The sequence below is a fragment of the Chryseobacterium sp. WG14 genome, from assembly GCF_024586945.1.
In the GTDB taxonomy this organism is placed as follows: domain Bacteria; phylum Bacteroidota; class Bacteroidia; order Flavobacteriales; family Weeksellaceae; genus Chryseobacterium.
On the sequence record NZ_JALCZD010000002.1, the window covers coordinates 227,758 to 247,680 of the forward strand.

9 protein-coding genes are annotated in these 19,923 nt (G+C 37.7%); 4 read left to right on the top strand and 5 right to left on the bottom strand.

The features are described from left to right. Nucleotides 1-129 precede the first annotated feature (129 nt). Complete coding sequence (locus MP478_RS04170; RefSeq protein ID WP_257199677.1) at nucleotides 130-3,816, bottom strand: fibronectin type III domain-containing protein; 3,687 nt, start codon at nucleotides 3,814-3,816, stop codon at nucleotides 130-132. 333 nt (nucleotides 3,817-4,149) lie between these two features. Next, nucleotides 4,150-8,817, bottom strand: a complete 4,668-nt coding sequence (gene dnaE, locus MP478_RS04175) for a DNA polymerase III subunit alpha (RefSeq protein ID WP_257199678.1) — start codon at nucleotides 8,815-8,817, stop codon at nucleotides 4,150-4,152. 568 nt (nucleotides 8,818-9,385) lie between these two features. Between dnaE and MP478_RS04180 the strand changes: the two genes are divergently transcribed. The 3 genes from MP478_RS04180 (at nucleotide 9,386) to MP478_RS04190 (ending at nucleotide 14,900) form a co-directional block, all read left to right on the top strand. Further along, complete coding sequence (locus MP478_RS04180) at nucleotides 9,386-11,518, top strand: S8 family peptidase (RefSeq protein ID WP_257199679.1); 2,133 nt, start codon at nucleotides 9,386-9,388, stop codon at nucleotides 11,516-11,518. A gap of 75 nt (nucleotides 11,519-11,593) precedes the next feature. After that, nucleotides 11,594-13,666 carry a thiamine pyrophosphate-dependent enzyme gene (locus tag MP478_RS04185; protein ID WP_257199680.1) on the top strand — a complete coding sequence of 691 codons (2,073 nt, stop codon included), beginning with the start codon at nucleotides 11,594-11,596 and terminating at the stop codon, nucleotides 13,664-13,666. A 205-nt stretch (nucleotides 13,667-13,871) separates the two neighbouring features. Beyond that, a complete protein-coding gene (locus tag MP478_RS04190) occupies nucleotides 13,872-14,900 on the top strand; it encodes a bestrophin family protein (protein ID WP_230034261.1) in 1,029 nt (342 codons plus the stop codon). Nucleotides 14,901-14,958: 58 nt separating this feature from the next. Here MP478_RS04190 and MP478_RS04195 read toward each other — a convergent pair whose 3' ends face one another. Beyond that, nucleotides 14,959-15,417: an Lrp/AsnC family transcriptional regulator gene (locus MP478_RS04195; RefSeq protein WP_230034259.1), complete on the bottom strand. Its 459-nt coding sequence runs from the start codon at nucleotides 15,415-15,417 to the stop codon at nucleotides 14,959-14,961. 157 nt (nucleotides 15,418-15,574) lie between these two features. Between MP478_RS04195 and MP478_RS04200 the strand changes: the two genes are divergently transcribed. Beyond that, nucleotides 15,575-16,801: an aminotransferase class I/II-fold pyridoxal phosphate-dependent enzyme gene (locus MP478_RS04200; protein WP_257199681.1), complete on the top strand. Its 1,227-nt coding sequence runs from the start codon at nucleotides 15,575-15,577 to the stop codon at nucleotides 16,799-16,801. Between the two features lie 39 nt (nucleotides 16,802-16,840). Here the strand turns inward: MP478_RS04200 and MP478_RS04205 are convergent, their stop codons facing one another. Both MP478_RS04205 and MP478_RS04210 read right to left on the bottom strand, forming a co-directional pair. Next, entirely contained in the window at nucleotides 16,841-17,845 is a 1,005-nt protein-coding gene (locus MP478_RS04205; protein ID WP_230034255.1) for a glycosyltransferase family 2 protein, read from the bottom strand. Between the two features lie 252 nt (nucleotides 17,846-18,097). Continuing rightward, nucleotides 18,098-19,528, bottom strand: a complete 1,431-nt coding sequence (locus MP478_RS04210; RefSeq protein WP_257199682.1) for an endo-beta-N-acetylglucosaminidase H — start codon at nucleotides 19,526-19,528, stop codon at nucleotides 18,098-18,100. Between the last annotated feature and the right edge of the window lie 395 nt (nucleotides 19,529-19,923).

A 19,923-nucleotide genomic window follows, 5' to 3' on the forward strand; every position in this document is an offset into this window, starting at 1 on the left:
AATTTAGTGTTAACTTGATTACCAAATTAACAATAATTTCAACACAATGTTAAAAAATTTAAAAAATTATTAAAAAAAATCAGCAGCTATAAAGCTACTGATTAATTAATAAGTGAAAAATAAAGAATTTTATTTTTTTATGACTTTAAAAGTCTGTTTGGATCCATCTTTCATATATAATACAGCCAAATACATTCCATGGTTTAAATCTCCCAATTGAAGGACAGAAGAAGGAGACTCTATAGTTTTCACTACCCTTCCTGCCAAATCAATGACTGAAACAGATTTCACCTGAGAAACATCTGAAATATTAATATTATCAGTAAACGGATTAGGGTACACTTTAAGCCCTTCTTTAACCTTTGTTTCAGAAGTAGCCAGCTGTGCAGCTGAAATTTTAAAGTTATCTATGAAGAAATCATAGTCTTCAAGATCATCTACCGTACCCGAAGAACCGTAAAATGCAAAGATTGTATTAGGATTGGTATATCCGGTAAGGTCTAAAGAATAAGTATTTAATGCATTGGAAGGCCCGTTGGCTGCTGTCCATGTATTCAATACGGTCCATGTAGTTCCGCCGTCTGTTGAAACCACAAACTGCACGGTATCATCACTTCCCATAGGAGATGAAACAGTATCAGCATAGTCTGTCACAGCATAGTCAAATTCTACTTTATATCCTCCGGCAGAAAGGTCAAATGCTGCAGTTTTAAGCCAACCAACTCTGTTGTCGTTGTAAATATTCATTTTGGCAGCACCCGTAGTTCCGGAATTAAGGAATCCATCTGCAATCCATAATGCGGAAGCTCCTGTAGGACCTGTAGCAGGCGTTCCTCCAGAAGCCTGTGACCAACACGTTCCCGGAAATGTAGAAAAATCATTGGTATAAGCAGGAACAACCGCCAGGCAAGCCGTGGTAAATATTGCCGTACCTACCCATGCTCCTTTATCTGTGCCATTACAGTTAGATCTTACCCAAACATTATAGGTTGTATTAGGGGTAAGGCCTGATAAAGTTCTGCTAGTAGCCGTAATATTAGTTATTGTTGCTGCAGTTGCTGCAGTAGGGGCTACATTGGAGGTAGAATAATAAATTTCATATCCACTGCCCGGAGCAGTTGCCGGAGCTGTCCATGAAATATCAGTACTTTGAGCAAGAACAGCAGATGCTACTAATGCTGTGGGTTCTGAACATGCAGGAATCGGTTCGTAGTTTACATCATCAATAAGAACACTGTTTGCAGGGCTTCCTGTATGTCTGAAAGCAAGTGTGGTAGTTCCTGCCGGAGCGGTAATATTATTTATTATAAAATTATCCAGAACAGATATACTGGTAGTTGTAAAAATACCGAGACTTACAAAAGAAGATGCTGTTGTTGGGTCTGTTAAATATCCCACTTCAACCTTTCCTCCTACAGTAGAATTTGATCTCGCTTTGAATCTCAATCTGTAAAGACCTGTATCTAATGTACTTACCGGTCTCATTTTCACTACCGCGATATTGCTGGTGGTAGAAGAATAGATATACAGGACATTGGGAGCACTTGCCATTGAACTGGTCTGAATATTGGCACTTCCAGCTGTTCCTACCTTGCCCCAGCATGCAGGCCAGCTTCCTGCTGCTACTCCATCAAAATTTTCAGAGAAAGATGTAACAGTACCACAAACAGTCGAAAAGTTTCTTTCTGTACAGTTCGTTGAACTTTGTGTAGCTGTATAGGCACCTACTGAATAATAATAGGTTGTTGAATTATTAAGAACGGTAGGTAAGGTATAGGTAGTTACATTTCCTACATCTACATTATTCATCACATCAGTTCCTCCGGGAGTGGTTCCTATTCTTAATTTGTATCCATTAACTCCGGTTACAGCAGACCAAGTAAAGGTGGGTGATAACGAAACATCAGCAGCAGAAGATGCCGGTGCAGACACTGTAGGACAAATTGATAAGGTAGTAAAATTCCTTTCTGTACAACCCGTAGAAGTTTGGGTGGCATTATAAGAATTGATTGTATAATAATATTTTGTATTATAAGCCAGCTCATTAGGCAGCGTATACGTAGTAACATTTCCTACATCAAAAGCATTTAACACATCAGTTCCACCTGCAGTTGTCCCTATAGATAATTTATAGCCGGTAGCGTCAGCATTGGCTGCCCATGTAAATGTAGGTTTCAAAGCCACTGCGGTGGCAGATGAAGAAGGTGCAGATACACTAGGACAGAATGTCTTGGTTGAAAACGTAGACCCATATACCCAGATACTCTGATCAGCTCCGCAATTGGACCTTACCCAGAGATAATAGGTACTGGACGGTGTAAGTCCTGTAAGGGTTTGAGTTGTACCGGTAGCTCCTGTAAAGGTTGGTACAGATGCAGCAGTAGGAGCTGTTCCTGAGGTACTGTAATATATATCATAAGTAGGAGCTGCAGTAGTAACCGTCCAGTTGACAGGAACAGTGGTAGCTGTTGTGGTTCCGGTAGTAACCGTTGCCGGCATCAGGCAGTTCATAGCGCCCACTTTAACATTGTCTATGAATATATCATCACTTCCAAAATCTCCTGTCGCAAGAAATCTTATCACTGCAGTAGAGCTATTGGAGCCTAGTACAACGTTTTTACTAGACCAGGTAGCAGAAGTTCCGAAAGCAGTCCCTACCGTTGTAAAGGTAGCACCACCATCGGTTGAAAGCTGTATTTTTAAATTATCTGTACCGGAAGCATTCACATAATCAAAAGAAAGCACCCTCTCCCCTGTTCCGGAAGATAAATCAATATACAGATCCATATATCCATAAAGACCTGCAGAAACGTGGTAAGAATGGAATCTTGCCGCAGGAGCCGTTGCCGGAGAAGAAATAGGCGTGGCAGTAGTTTCTGAGACATCGTTCCATCCTGAGACGCTTGTAAAGCCGGCATTAGCCACTGTCAACTCGGTAGATCTCCATGAATTATCTCCTCTGGAAGGCCATGACCTCCAGTTTGAAGCATTGGGGAGATCACCCACAGAATTTCCATTACCCCAGGCCGAAAAAGTTTCAGTATAAGGCATAGAAGCATATGATGGAGTACCCACCCATGTTCCCGGAGTGTATTTAAAGCTAAGACCGGAAGCCGGAACCGTATTTCCGTTAGTAGTTCCTAAGGTACAGGATGTAGTGGTAGATCCTGCCCCAGCAGCAGTATTCGTCCAGTCGGTTCCTACCCTGTTATTTAAATCAGAGCTCTCTCCTCCTTTTAACCCTACCTGTCCACTTAACGTAGAAGTTCCGGAAGTACAATCACCATACAAAATCTCTACGGTATTGTCTGTTGTATCCAATACGATCTGAAAATTTAACTTTTGGGCAGCAGAGCCACTGTTACTTTGAAGATCTGTATACTGAACGACAAACTTGGAACCGATTGTTTCGTAAGCAATCTCTGAAGTAGTGGTATTAGCAGCTCTTAAATTAGCTGTAAATCCGGCTACAGCACCTTCAAAAGCGGTATTGGTAGTCAGAACACTGGTATTACCGGCTGAAGGAGCAATACCAAAGGTAATATACCCATTGTTGCTGATGTAAATACTGGTGTACGTTTTACCATTGTACTTAAATGGAGCGGGCAGGCTAATAGCTGCAGAAGCAGCATCTGTATTCAAAACAGTTCCTGACTGCCAGACCGTTTTACCTGCAGATAACGGAGTGTAGGTACCCAGACTCTGAACAAATCCATATCCATTATTGGTATTAGGATTTGCAGTTTGTGGAGGACCTACCTGTGCAGATACGCTATAAAAAAAAGCAGCCATGCACGTGAGTAGAAATTTTTTCATATATAGTAAATAAAAATTAGAGGGTAAATTTAAATAAATATTAAATTAAAAATCATAAATTAATTTAAATCAATAATTAAAAATTAATAAATACCCATTATTTATAACAAAAATTAAACAATTATTTAGTTTTAACATTTTTTCATCAATTGATGAAAAATTATAAAATATTGATTATCAAATCTTTAAAAAGAACACTAACAAAGCAACAGAATAAACAGATTGCTATTTAACATAAAATAATTTTTGAAAAAAAATCACCAAATTCAATAAAACTCAATAAAAAAAGTGGCTAAAAAGCCACTTTTACAAATATTTATTTGCTATTTTCTTTTAATTAAGATAAAATTCATACTTATTAAGCAGCTGAATTTCTTTTATAAGATCTCCATTGAGGTCTACAGAATGTTTCATAGACTGAACTTCTATGTGAGAGTCATCATCAATATTTTTAATAAAGAATTTCAACTTCTGATTTCCCTTATTCCTTTCGAGAACCGTTCTGAAGAAATCGAGATCTTCAGGTCTTACATCCATTACATCCATAACCAGAGATATGCTTTTCGCAAATCTTTCAAATGCTTCCTGAAGCTCAATCACATCATTTACATTCACGAAAACCCGACCATCTTTTACCTGGGCAAATTTGATCTTAAAAATTACAAACCTCTGAACCTCGAGCTTTTCTTTCAGCCTCATATAATCTCTGTCTCCAAGCCTGAAAGAATATGATCCGGAATAATCCTCAAGGGTCACAAAAGCGACTTTTTCCCCACTCCTGAAGCCATCCTGAACTCTATATTCCGTAATTAAACCTGCTACGGTGTATTCTTTTCCGCCACCTCCGTTTTCTCTCTCTTTCTGCAGTGTTTTCCAGTCCTTCTTTTTTTCTTCAAACAGTTCCTCCTGTTTATTTGCGAAAGCCTGCTCTTTATAAGCATCTACCTCATCAAGATTTAAAAATGAAAAAGTCCCTTTTGGTTCTGCTTTTTTGGTCACTTCTTCTATCACTTCCTCTTCACCTGCAACGACGTCATCAGATACAATCTCTGTAAGATCAACCGTTTCATCCAGTGAATCCTGTTCTAAAACAGGCGCTTCATCAGTCCCCGTTTTATCTTCTCCCTCTTTTTCCAGCACCGATTTCTTAGAAAGCTGTCCCTGGATAAACTGGAACTGGTACTTGAATTCATCCAGTGGATGTGCAGAAAGGTAGAATCCAATGATTTCTTTCTCCTTATTTAAGGTATGCATATTGGGCCATTCCGGACAAGGAAGTAATTTTGGCTGTTCAATCTGAACCTCTTCTGCAAAATCAGCAAACAGGGAATGTTCCATCTCATTTTTACTCTCCTGAAAGCTTTGCCCGTATCTGATTAATCTTTCCAGATTCGTTCTTCCCGCCATATCGATATCAAAATACTGACCTCTGTGGAAAGAATCCAGCTCATCAAAAGCGCCAGCCAGCACTAAACTTTCTGCCACTCTTTTATTCATCTGGGAAGGTAATATCCTTTCAAAGAAATCATAAATATTTTTAAATCTGCCGTTTTCCCTTTCCCTGGTAATTCCTTCACTCGGACCTTCACCAATACCTTTAATGGCTCCAAGTCCAAAACGGATCTGTCCTTTTTCGTTTACTGAGAATTTATATTGTGATTCATTAACATCCGGACCTAAAACATCCACACCCATACTTTTACAATCCTCCATAAACATAGTGATTGAATCCGTATTGTTAATGTTATTACTCATTACACTCGCCATGTATTCGGCTGGATAATTTGCTTTCAAAAAGGCTGTCTGATACGCAATAAATGCATAACAGGTAGAGTGAGATTTGTTGAAGGCATATTCAGCAAAGGCCTTCCAGTCATTCCATATCTTTTCCAACCTCTCCTCATTCAGATTATTCTTTCTACCTCCTTCTATGAATTTGGGATACATTTTGTTAAGAACATCAATCTGCTTTTTACCCATTGCCTTTCTCAGCGTATCGGCTTCACCTTTGGTAAAGTTGGCTAATTTTTGAGACAGAAGCATTACCTGCTCCTGATAAACCGTAATTCCGTAAGTTTCTTTCAGATACTCTTCCGTTTCCGGTAAATCATAAACGATCTCCTCAATTCCATGCTTCCTGTTAATAAAGTTTGGAATATATTTAATAGGACCCGGACGGTACAAAGCATTCATGGCAATAAGATCGGCAAAAACCGTTGGCTTAAGCTCCCTCATATATTTTTGCATCCCAGGACTTTCATACTGGAAAATCCCGACCGTTCTTCCTTCTTTAAACAGCTGATAGGTTTTGGTATCATCCAGGGGAATCTCATCAGGATCAATATCAATCCCATGTCTTTCCTTTACCAGCTTTAAAGCATCTTTAATGATGGTCAGCGTTCTAAGCCCCAGGAAGTCCATTTTCAAAAGACCTGCACTTTCTGCCACCGAATTATCAAACTGTGACACCAAAATATCAGCATCTTTCGCCGCAATAGTTACAGGAACCAGATTACTTACATCCTCCGGTGTAATAATTACCCCACAGGCGTGAATACCGGTATTCCTGATACATCCTTCCATTTTCTTGGCACTTGCCAATACTCCATGCCGGGCATCATCAGGACTGTTAAGAACATACCTCATCTCATCAACAAGCATCTGTTCTTCCGGTTTTAATTTTTCATATTTTGCCAATGCTTTTGCAATATTCATCCCCGGTGTGGAAGGAATAAGCTTAGCAATATTATTGGTATCAGGAATCGGAACATCCAAAACCCTTCCGGCATCTTTAATGGCAGATTTTCCACCAAGAACGGAATACGTAATAATCTGAGCCACCTGATTTTGTCCATATTTTTCAATTACCCATTTGATAATCCTGTCCCGGCCTTCATCATCAAAGTCGATATCAATATCGGGCATGGAAACCCTTTCAGGATTCAGGAATCTCTCAAAAAGGAGATCATACTTTACAGGGTCTACATTGGTAATTCCAATACAGTAAGCAACGGCTGACCCAGCTGCTGATCCCCTTCCGGGACCTACCCAGACTCCCATTTTACGGGCTTCATTACAGAAATCCTGAACAATAAGGAAATATCCCGGATAACCGGTATTGGCAATTACTTCCAGCTCAAAATCAAGCCGTTCTTTTATTTCGTCTGTGATCCCTGTATCCACATACCTCCTTTTAGCTCCTTCATAGGTAAGATAGGTAAGGTAAGCCATCTCTCCTCTTTTCCCTCCATCTACATCATCTTCTGCATGGATAAATTCTTCAGGAATATCAAATTTCGGAAGAAGAACATCCCTTTTTAGGGTGTAAGGTTTAAATTTTGCAAAGAATTCCTCATAGGCTTCAAAGGCATCAGGATAGGCAAGAAAGGCTTCTTTTATTTCATCAGAATTTTTGATGTAATACTCTCCTGTAGCCAATCCTCTTCTTTTACCAAATCCTTTACCCACAGGGGTTGTAAGCTTTTCACCATCTTTAATACAGCTTACGATATCCTGAATATTGGAATCATCTTTATTGGTATAAAAAGTTTGGTTTTGGGCTAAAATCTTAACATTATATTTATCTGCCAGGTATAATAGAACTTCATTAAGATGCTCTTCCTCAGGAAGCTGATGATTTTGAAGCTGAACATAAAAATCATCTTCGAAAGTATCTTTCCACCATTTAAAGAGCTCTTCCCCTTTTTGTTCCCCTGTGTTTAGAATGGCATCAGGTATATCTCCAAGAATTCCCGACGTCAATGCAATAATACCTTCTTTATACTGAGCAATCAGCTCACGGCTTATCCTGGGAACCCCAAAATAGAATCCTTTCAGGAATCCAATACTGGAAAGCTTGGCCAGGTTTTTATATCCGTTAAAGTCTTTTGCCAGAAGAACAACCTGGGTTCTTCTGTCGGGATCATCTTTAGTAAACTGCTTCTGTTCGTAGCGTTCTGAAATATAAAATTCGCATCCAACCACAGGAATCAGTGGTTCCGAAACAGGTTCTTCCTCATTAAATTCCTCGCCCTTCTCTTCTGCTTCCTGTTTTTTTGCCAGATATTCTTTATGTTTTTTGGCTCTGTCTGCGTTAGTGCTTTCCACCGCAGAAACAAATTTAAAGGCACCCATCATATTTCCCAAATCGACCATTCCAACGGCAGGGAAATTTTCATCAGAAGCTTTTTTAATCAGGTCATTGATACTTGAAGTGGCAGTCAATGTAGAAAACACACTGTGGTTATCAAAATTGAAATATTTACCAAGATCAATTTCGTCTATACTTCCAAAATCCTGCTGCTTTTTCTTATTATTAAAGTCAGCAACCTGTCTTCGTATAACAATTCCAAAAGGTTGGATAGGATCAGGATAAAGGCTTTTGAAATAGGCCAGCTGATCTTCTGATATCTTCAATATCTCAGCCGGAACCACACCAATTCTCATCATTTCGAAGAAAACCTGGGCCGTGGCATTTACGTCAGCCGCAGCATTATGCGCCTCATCAAATTTATTTCCGTAAAGTTTTTCGTATAATTCTTCAAGTTTCGGAGATTTGTATCTGCCTCCACGGCCTCCGCCAAGCTTACAGAAGTCTGTTCCCAGGATCATGGTATCTGCCCTGGGTTTTGCCTGTAAATTATCTTCTATATTTTTTCTATAAAACTCTGCTCCTACGATATTGTAGTCAAATTCAACATTATGTCCGGAAACTACTCTTACTCTTTCAAGAACTTTTGAAAACTCTTCGAGAATTTCCTGGAGGTCACGACCTTCTTCATTGGCAATTTTTGTAGTAATCCCGTGAATCCTTGCAGCATTAAAGGGTATATCATAGCCTTCAGGTTTTATAATATAATCCTGATTTTCAATTAATTTCCCATCATCATCATGAACCTGCCAAGCAATCTGAACCATTCTTGGCCAGTTATCTGAGTCTGAAAGCGGAGCATTAAAATTCTTTGGTAAACCGGTTGTTTCTGTGTCAAAAATTAAGTACATATAATTTTCTAACTTTTTTAAAAAAGAGAATGTAAAGTTACTTCATTTTTTTCTAATTCTGTTTTAAGACCATAATATAAATAACCGTTTCTATTTTACAAATATTGAAATAATAACAAATTAAACCAAACCAAACAGCAATTGTATCAAATTAAAATAAATTAAGTCAATAAAATATATTTATTCACAAAAAAAACATTTTAAATATTTTAAATGGACAGACTAAGGTTTTAAATACTGACACCAGCCAGTATTTTTAGTTTAATGAACAAAATGTAGAGATCATCTTCTTAGATATGTTATCAGATCCCCCCTTCTCACAGATGTCGTTCTACAATTATTTTTTTAAAGTAAAATAATTCAAAAGCACAAATATCCAAGCTTAGCAACCTTTTTTTAATGAAAAAATAAAACAAAAATAAAATATTAATTAATTAAATAAATAAAACAAAATAATAAATAAAATTAAAATAAAATTAAAAAATCATCATAATAACCAACAAACAATCAAATTAAGCAACTTATTGATAAATTAGCAAAACACAAAGTTTAAAAAAATATCAATGTCATGAAAAAAATCTTTATTTCGATCAGCATTTTAGCTATTTCTTTAGCAAATGCACAAAACAACAATGAAATTCTGAAACAGGAATTTGAAAAACAAAGGATTGAAAATGCGAAGAAATTTGATTCTTATGTAGCCAAGCGCTATGGCAACAACAGAAGTACAGAGACCTTAGAAGAAATTGAAAAACAGAAAATCAGCCTCGCTGGTTTTCTACCAAGTAACAGGCCTTATTTTTACAAAGGGCAGGATATGGATCAAATCCTTAATTCTAATTCTGATTTTTTACAGGGAGGAAATATTACGGGTTTGACTGGTTCTTTTAATGGAGAAAATATCAAATTTACCATTTTTGACGGCTGTTCAATCCCAGGTAGACCAGCAAGGGTATTTGCTGGTCATACATTTTTCAACAACGTCCAAAACAGAATAAGCAACAAAGAAGCTGATAGTTTAATTTATGGAGATCATGCAACAGCTGTTGCCAGCTTTATTGGAGCCAGAAACTTCCCATATACATTTTCTCCAAGTGGAAGGCAAGTTAATTTTAAAGGCATTGCTCCAAATTCTACGATAGATGCCTATGCTTTTCTACAAACAACATTACCTGGTGATTCAACACCCAGTACCATTTTTCAAAAAATAATTAAGGCACAACCTAAAATTTCTAATCACTCATATGGAAGTAACCAAGGTTGGGGTCAAGCACTAGTCAGCAACCTGCCAGCATGGATATGGAATGGTAATTTCAATAGTCCAAGCACATCATTTGATGCTCAAGGAACCTATTATACAAATGATCGAGATTATGACAAGATTGTATATAACAACCCTTCTTACATCATTGTAAAATCTGCCGGAAATTCATATGGCGATGGCCCCAATGCCACAACCAGTACCAATAAAAAATATTATAAAAATAGTGCAGGAAATTTGGTTGAATTTGTCGCAACTGACACACTACCTCCCAATAATTGTGCACAAGGATATGACTGCATTGGGATTGGTTCTTTAGCGAAAAATATTATTGTCGTTGCAGCTTCAGACAGAATTACAGCCAATGGAGGAAGATATACCACTGCCACAGATGTTATACACTCAAGCTATAGCAGTGCAGGGCCAAGAGATGACGGGGGCATAAAACCAGATATTACAGCCGTAGGAACAGATGTTGCAAGTGCAGATACACAAAATAACAATACAGGAAGCCAGAGCGCAGCAACAGGTAGTGGCACTTCTTATTCTGCCCCTATAGTAACAGGTATTATTGGATTATGGACACAAATTACCAAACAGCTTTTTAACAACGCAGAGCTAAATGCAGCTTCAGCAAAAACCTTAATGGTACATTCAGCAATGGAAGCAGGTAATGTTGGCCCAGACCCACATTTTGGCTGGGGATTTATTGATGCCAAGAAAGGCGCTGAACTTCTTCTAGCAAAGTCCAACAATAGCATAGTTTTCGCCGATGAAGTATTAAACAGCGGAGTAACAAATACTAAAACAGTGACCGCTTCCGGTAGTGAACCTTTAAAAGTTACCATTTCCTGGATTGATCCTGAGTATACGATTATGCCTACAACAGATCCAGAAGTTCACAATAATAGAACGTCTAAGCTTGTTAATGATTTAGATTTAAGGATCATTGACACCGCCACAAATACATCTTATTTTCCATGGAAGCTTGATGTCAACAGCCCGATGACACCTGCTGCAAAAGGAGATAATACAGTAGACAATGTAGAACAGGTAGTTATAGATACTCCTGCAGCCGGAAGAAACTATAGAATTGAAATCACGAATAAAAATACTTTGAAAAATAATGCAGGCGCTGATGCTCCTCAAAATTACTCTATTATCGTGACAGGCTATTCTTCCTTTTTAGGAACAAAAGAGGCTAGTCCTTTAAGCAGTCTTGCTATTGCTCCTTCTATCACAAAAGATGTCACCAACATATTGAAAGCTCCTAAAAAATCCACTTTCACTGTGTATGACTTATCTGGTAAAAAATTACAGAATGGCACCATCAACAGTGATAAAGAAACCGTTGATTTATCAGCTTATACAAAAGGAATTTATATTGTTGAAGTAAAAACGGATAAAGAGGTTATTTCTAAAAAAGTAATTAGAGAATAGTCACTAAAATCATAATTTTTTTACAAAATACTAACGCTTGTTAGTATTTTGTTTTTTTATGTATATTTGCTTCCTATGGAAAATACACTTCACGAAAAAGTTTCTCAGGATATATTACTCAAAGCGTATAATCATATGATGCTGGCTAAGGCAATGGCCGATATTTACGAAGAAAACAGAAATGTCTGTAAATATGTACACAGCACCTCAAGAGGTCATGAAGCCATTCAGCTAGCAACTGCTTATCAGTTAAAAAAAGAAGACTGGATTTCCCCTTATTATAGAGATGAAAGTATTCTTTTAGGAATTGGTTTTGAGCCATACCAGCTTATGCTTCAATTATTGGCTAAAGCTGAGGATCCTTTTTCAGGAGGTAGATCTTATTATTCTCATCCGTCAAGCAGGGATGAAGATAAACCAAAGATCATCCATCAAAGCTCTGCTACCGGCATGCAGACTATTCCTACAACCGGTGTTGCTCAGGGAATAAAATACATCCAGGACTTTAATCTTCAGCATTTTGAAAATAATCCTGTGGTAGTTTGCAGCCTTGGAGACAATTCGGTAACGGAAGGTGAAGTAAGTGAAGCGTTACAATTTGCCGCATTACATCAGCTCCCAATCATATTTCTGGTTCAGGATAATGAATGGGGAATTTCTGTAACCAAAGAAGAAGCAAGAACCTGTGATGCGTATGACTTTGTAGCAGGATTTACAGGATTAAGCAGAATGAGAGTGGACGGAACTGATTTCATAGAGAGTTTCGAAGCCATGAAAAAAGCTGTGGATTTCGTAAGAACGGAAAGAAAGCCTTTAGTTGTCTGTGCAAAAACAGTACTTATTGGCCACCATACTTCCGGCGTAAGAAGAGAGTTTTACAGAAACGAAGAAGATTTAACAAAACATAGGGCTAAAGATCCGGGAGAAATCCTTAGAAAACAATTACTGGAAGCAGGTATAGATGAGGATCATTTAAAACAAATCACAAAAAAGGCACGTCTTGAAGCGGAAGATGCTTTTGAAAGAGCTAAAAATGCGGAAGATCCAAAACCGGAAACCGTAATGCAGCACATCTTCGCGCCTACTCCTGTTACTGAAGAAGCAGGAACCCGCGAACCAGCCAACGGAGAAAAGATCGTAATGGTAGATGCTGCCATCCATGCTATACAGGAGCTTATGTGGAAACATCCTGAAGCGCTGCTTTATGGACAGGATGTTGGAGAAAGAATTGGTGGGGTTTTCCGTGAAACAGTGACCTTAGGTAAAAAATTCGGCAGTAAAAGAGTTTTCAACACTGCTATTCAGGAAGCTTATATCATTGGGTCCACAGCAGGAATGAGTGCTGTAGGATTAAAACCTATCGTAGAAGTTCAGTTTGCTGATTACATATATCCGGGAATCAATCAACTGATCACCGAAATTTCAAAATCAAGCTATCTAAGTGGCGGAAAGTTCCCTGTCAGCAATATTATCCGTGTTCCAATTGGAGCCTATGGTGGCGGCGGACCTTACCACAGCGGCAGCGTTGAAAGCATCCTGGCCAATATTAAAGGAATTAAAATAGCTTACCCAAGTAATGCTGCAGATTTCAAAGGGCTGTTAAAAGCAGCCTATTACGATCCCAATCCGGTAATAATGCTGGAACATAAAGGATTATACTGGAGCAAGGTTCCGGGAACTGAAGATGCCAAAACAATAGAGCCTGCTGAAGATTATATTCTTCCGTTTGGAAAAGGAAAAGTAATCATTGAAGCTGACCAGAATGAAACCGAAAAAGGCAGAACTTTATTGATTGTTACTTATGGGATGGGTATTTACTGGGCTAAAGAAGCGGTTAAAAATTTCAACGGCAGAGTGGAAGTGATTGATTTAAGAACTTTAATCCCATTAGATGAAGAACTTGTTTTTGAAAGGGTAAAAGCTCACGGAAAATGTATTGTTCTGACAGAAGAACAGCTTAACAATTCCTTCGCAGAAGCTTTTGCCCACCGTATTTCGAAAAACTGTTTCAAATATCTGGATGCTCCGGTAGAAACAATGGGATCTTTAGATGTTCCGGCTGTCCCCATCAATCTGATACTGGAAAAAGAAATGCTACCTAACGCGGAGAAGCTTTCCAAAAAGATCGAAGAAATGCTTCAATATTAAGCTTATATAAATAACAGCCTCTAATTTTTTTTAGAGGTTTTTTTATGCTTTTTTTTCATTACTTTTATTAAAGATTATCCATCTAAATCCCAGACCATTGTAACCAGAGAAAACTAAAAAATCATTACTGACAGACCATTTATGATAAAAGCCCATTACAGTTTGGTATTCATTTTGTCGGCACACCAAAAACACATTCTTCTTTATGATCACTACAAAATACGTCAATTATAAACAGGTTCTTAATCTATCGGGAACGCACCTCATCTTAATTTCTATCTGGTGTACACTGATTGCCGTTCTGTTTTATTTCTTCAACTGGCAGTGGATGACTATTCCCTGGGTTCCTGTTGCACTGATTGGTACGGCAGAAGCTTTTTTAGTAGGATTTAAAAACAACCAGGCCTACGACAGACTTTGGGAAGCTCGAAAAATATGGGGCGGAATTGTGAATTCCAGCCGGTCATTTGCTTCCATGGTACAGGCCTTTGATACCAAGAATGAAGAAATAGGTGTGTTTGATCTGGAAGACCGGAAAAAAAGAATTATTTACCGTCATATTGCGTGGTTATATACCTTCCGTGAGCAGCTTCTCATCCCTGCAGAATGGGAACACATTAATACTGAAAACAAGTTAGGGAGAATCAACCTAAGAAGAAACAGACTGATTAAGGCAGGATTTCCTGATTATGGAAGAGCTCCTATTTTCCTGCATAAATATCTTTCCGAAGAAGAATACGAACTTAAAAGTGAATATAAAAACTTTGCTACGTATCTGATCTCTCAACAGGCAAAAGATATTAACGAGCTGAAAAACATAAATGCCATCACCGATTTCAACCAGGTACAACTTCAAAATTCACTGAATGAGTTCTATGGTTTCCAGGGGCAGGCAGAAAGAATCAAGAAGTTCCCATCCCCAAGACAGTTTGCCAGTACCGCATTTGTATTTAACATTCTGTTTATCATGCTGCTGCCTCTTGGATTAGTGAATGAATTTGCCAAACTTGGAGACTGGGGCATCTGGACCTCCATTCCTTTCTGTATCACCATTGGCTGGATCTATATTATTATGGAGCTGGTTGGAGATTATTCTGAAAACCCTTTTGCAGGGCTTATGTTTGATGTTCCTATGCTTTCCATCTGCAGAACGATAGAAATAGACCTGCTTCAAATGACCGGTGAAACTGATCTGCCTGATCCGATTGCTTCTAAAAACGGAGTCCTGGTGTAATTACAAATAAATTGATAATCAAATAGATATACAGACATTTAATATAATATACTGCCTTTTACAAAATAATCGCTGTTGTATTTTTTACTTCAGAGATCATAAATGAGCTGTGCGTACTGGCGATGTGCTGAAGGGTCGTAAGTTTCGTCAGCATAAAGCTACGGTAATCTTCTATATCTCTGACCCCTATCTTGAGGATATAGTCATAATCTCCACTTACATGAAAACATTCCGTAACTTCTTCAAGATTCATCACTTCTTTCTCGAACTGCAATACAAATTCTTTTTTGTGCTGTGTTAATTTTACATGACACAAAACAATGAAATTCCGGTGGATCTTATTCCTGTCCAACAAGGCTACATATTTAGAAATAACACCTGCATTTTCCAGCTTTTTCACTCGTTCATAGACAGCTGTTACAGATAACCCAAGCTTGCCGGACAGCTCTTTGGTTGTTTGTTTGCAGTCTTCCTGTAAAAACAGGAGCAGTTTTTTGTCAGTTTCGTCAAGTTCCATAGATAAATTTTTGGTCAAAATTTAATATCTCCGAAGATACTAAATATATTATCTAAATAAACAAACATTAGCAGTTTTATATTCTATAAATTCAAATTTATGTTGTAATAATTATGAAAATGATGCAATTTGGTTCCATAAAATAAAAACAACGCTTATGGAAAATTTCAATGCAGCCAATGAAATACAGGATCTTCAGTATTTTGGTGAATTCGGGGGAGTAAATCCTTCCATTTCAGACAGCTCTACTTATACTTTCCTTTCTGCAAAAACAATGTTTGATACTTTTGAAGGAAATGCAGAAGGATGTTATCTGTACTCAAGACACTCCTCTCCAATGAATCTTTATCTGGCTCAGGCACTTGCCAAATTGGAAAATACAGAATCAGCCAATGTAACAGCTTCCGGAATGGGCGCTATTACTTCTGTTCTGATGCAGGTATGCAAAGGCGGAGATCACATTATTTCCAGCAGAACAATTTATGGCGGAACCTATGCGTTTCTAAAAAACTTTCTGCCTCCTTACCATATTGAAACCTCTTTTGTAGATATCGGAAATTTTGAATCTATAGAAAACGCCATACGGCCTAATACTAAAGTAATATACTGTGAAAGTGTAAGCAACCCGCTTCTTGAAGTGGCAGACCTTAGAAAACTTTCAGAGATATGTAAAAGACATCATTTAAAACTGATTGTCGACAATACTTTTTCACCTCTTTCCATTTCGCCAACGTCACTGGGAGCGGATATCGTTATCCATAGTTTAACGAAATTCATTAATGGAAGCAGTGATACTGTAGGTGGTGTTTATTGTGGAACCCAGGAATTCATTAACGATACTAAAAATGTAAACTCGGGAGCCTGTATGCTTCTTGGTCCTACTATGGACAGTTTCAGATCTGCCAGTATCTTAAAAAATCTGAGAACCCTGCACATCAGAATGAAACAGCACAGCCACAATGCAATGTACCTTGCCGAAAGATTTGAAAAAGACGGATTGAAAATCTCCTATCCGGGTCTGGAGTCTCATAAAAACCATGAATTAATGAAAAGTATGATTCATGAAGAATATGGATATGGAGGACTATTGACGCTGGATGCCGGAACTACGGAAAAAGCTAATGAGCTGATGGAAATGATGCAGACAGAAAATCTGGGTTATCTGGCCGTAAGCTTAGGGTTTTATAAAACCTTATTCTCATGCTCCGGAAAATCTACCTCTTCTGAAATTCCGGAAGAAGAACGTGCTTCCATAGGGATTTCTGATGGCCTGATCAGATTCTCTATCGGTTTAGACCACGATATAAAAAGAACGTATCAAAAAATGAAAGAATGCATGCTTAAAGTAGGCGTTCTTACCCATGAAAACATTCCTATACTCTAAATTTATTGTTATAATAGAAGCTGTCAAAATCGACAGCTTTTATTTTTTATGGTAATGATGAGGAAAAGCATCCTCCGGTTTCATTTTAAAAACATTCAGTAAAACCCAGGACTTCAGGAAGCCGTAGCCGTAAGAAAACATCTGGATATAAGTGGAAATAACTGCCATACCGGCAATACTTATATTTTTAGTAAGAAGTAAGGCATGGAAAAGTACCAAAAAGGTATACAGTCCATAAAAAGCAAGGATAATGCCTCTTCCCAGCACAAAGTATTCTAAAAAACCCATTATATATCCCAGCATAAATAAGGTAGGAAAAGCAAAAGAAATCTTTACGTAATCAGGATGTCTTTGGTTGAGAATAGGCCTTGCACAACCAAACTGGTAGACCTGCTTGGAGAATTTCCCGAAATCTACCCTTCTTTTGTGATATACTGCAATATCATCAAAAAAGGCCGTGGTAAAACCATTTTCCCAAAGCGTCATTGATAAATCAGGATCTTCTCCTATCCTCATTTCTGAAAATCCACCTACTTTTTCAAAAACCGCCTTTTTCACACCCATATTAAAACTTCTGGGCTGAAATTTTGAAACTGCTTTTTTACTGCCTCTGATTCCTCCCGTTGTAAAAACAGAAGTCATAGAATATGAAATAGCCTTCTGCATCAGATTAAAACCTTTATGCGCTTTATCTGCCCCACCAAATGCATCACACGGAATGGTAACAATATCTTTTTTAATATGCCCGATATAATCTTTCTCAACAATGACGTCACTGTCCACAAAAACCAGCCATTCATTAGCCGCTCTTGCTGATCCGTAATTCCTGGTCAGCCCCGGTCCGGAATTATCTTTCCTGAAATATTTAATATCCAGGACTTCGTCAAAATGATGTATCGTAGGTTTCAGGTCTATTACAGAGCCATCATCCACAATAATAATTTCAAACTCTTTATCCGTCTGTTGGGTAAGGGAGGTCAGCAACTCAAAAAGTTCATCTTTTCGGTTGTAAATAGCAACAATAATGGAAATACTAGGTTTCAAATTGAAAATTTGTCAAAAATAACCATTCATAAAGGAATTCACAAACAGTTTAACAGGTATTCTCCGAAATTAACACCATGATACTTTTAGACGGCATTTTAATCATAAGCTCCCGAGGTAGTAATTCCCTTTGTTTGTTGATAAATTGATATTTTAAATAAATAGGAACATATGATGCTCATGGAAATATAAAAGATCTCTGCAAAAAAAAAAGAACAAATTTCAGTTTGAAATTTGTTCTTAAAATAGAAACTATAATTTTACTAATTTCCATTTTTGGGCATTGCCGATATTGGCTGCCCAAATCTGGATTTTTGTTCCATTGCCTGCAGAACCGCTATTGACATCAAGATTAGAACTTAGCGCATGAGCGGGAGACAGACTATAATAATCATTTCCCAGCGATGTTAATTTCCATTTCTGGGCATTTGTTCCATTGTCTGTATATATTTGTACCTGAGTTCCATTGGCTGTACCTGAATTGGATACATCTAAAGATTTAGTGGGAGCATTAAGAGGCTGCAGCTTATAGTATCCTCCACCCACATCAGTAATTTTCCATTTTTGGGCGGTATTACCATTGGCAGCCCAAAGCTGAACTTTTGTTCCGTCTGTTGTCCCTGCATTCAAAACATCCAATACACTAGTACCATTAGTGGCAGAAACCAACTGATAGGTAGCTCCGGATATAATTCCTGTTGTGGGCGTTGTTGTTCCATCTCCATACACTGTATTTTGTCCATACAGCACATTGGTGGCACCAGAAAAATAGGACGCTATATTGGTAGCTCCCAAATCATAATACAGAAAAACACCATATCCGTCAGTTTTAGTTCTCTGTGCAAAGTTTATCGCTGTAGAACTGCTTGTAAAAGAAGAAGTCCCTGAATTTACATTTACTGCTGCAGCACCTTTATGAGCATTATCCAGACCTGGTATGTTGGGAGCTGAATACGTACTGTAATATGGATTCCAGGCATAATCTACTTTCGATCCTACAGTTACCCCATTATAAGAAAGATTGCTTGCCGAAGGGCCAATATTATAAAAAGAAATAATCTTGGTTGGAAGTAAGTCCCTAAGGGCAGTCACAAGATAAACAAATGAAGACTGATTAGGCTGAGCTGTTCCGTTAGCGCCATAATTCGCATATTCGTCGTCAAAATCGATACCATCCAAACCATACGTATTTACAGCATCAGCTAACTCCTGGGCAAAAGCCTGAGCAGCAGCCTGAGTTGGAAAATTAGCAAATCCGGCTCCCTGGTGATTCCCAAGGATTGACAGCATCACTTTAATCCCTTTGTCCTGTAAAGGTTTTATGTAAGTATTTTTATTAGTAAGTACATTGGTAACCTGGTCATTAAAATGTAAATACGCCTTCTGAGTGGAGGTATTATAATTGATGTTGGCTGCAAAAATAATAGCCACATCAAAAAGCTGCCTTCCATCTGCCAGTTTATATTTACCTACTTCCCGGATATCATTGTTATTCACCTCAACATACATAACAGAAAGAGGATTTTTTCCAAAAGCAGCCACTTTGGAATTCAAATTCCCACTGGCTGATAAGGATTGTTCTTTTGGAGTTGTAGAATCATCTAAACTGTCAGAATTACATGAAATAACACTGAGCATGCTAATCAATAAAATAAAAAAAGATAATAAGCTAATTTTTTTCATAATACAATTGTTTATTTCAAATGTAGAATAAGACCCAATAAACAATTAATGATAAATTATCAAAATCATACACTATTTTATCAAAAAGGAATAAATAAAACAAACAACAGCAAATAAAAATACAAAACACACAACAAATTCTTGTTTTCTTGAAAAAAAACAAGGTATTCTAAAAAAACAAACCGGATTTAAAGTATAAGCAGATAACTAAAGCTGTTGAAAGAAGAAACAGCAGCAGAAAAAATCATAGAAAATAAGCTTCTGGAATAAAACAATCCAAAAATATAGAGTGAAAAGCCAATACTTATCTACTCTAGCCTATATTTGGATCTTCACTTTTTGGGCTTTTGATGGCTCTCCTCATTGGAGGTCGACGAACCTCCCAACAACTCCAG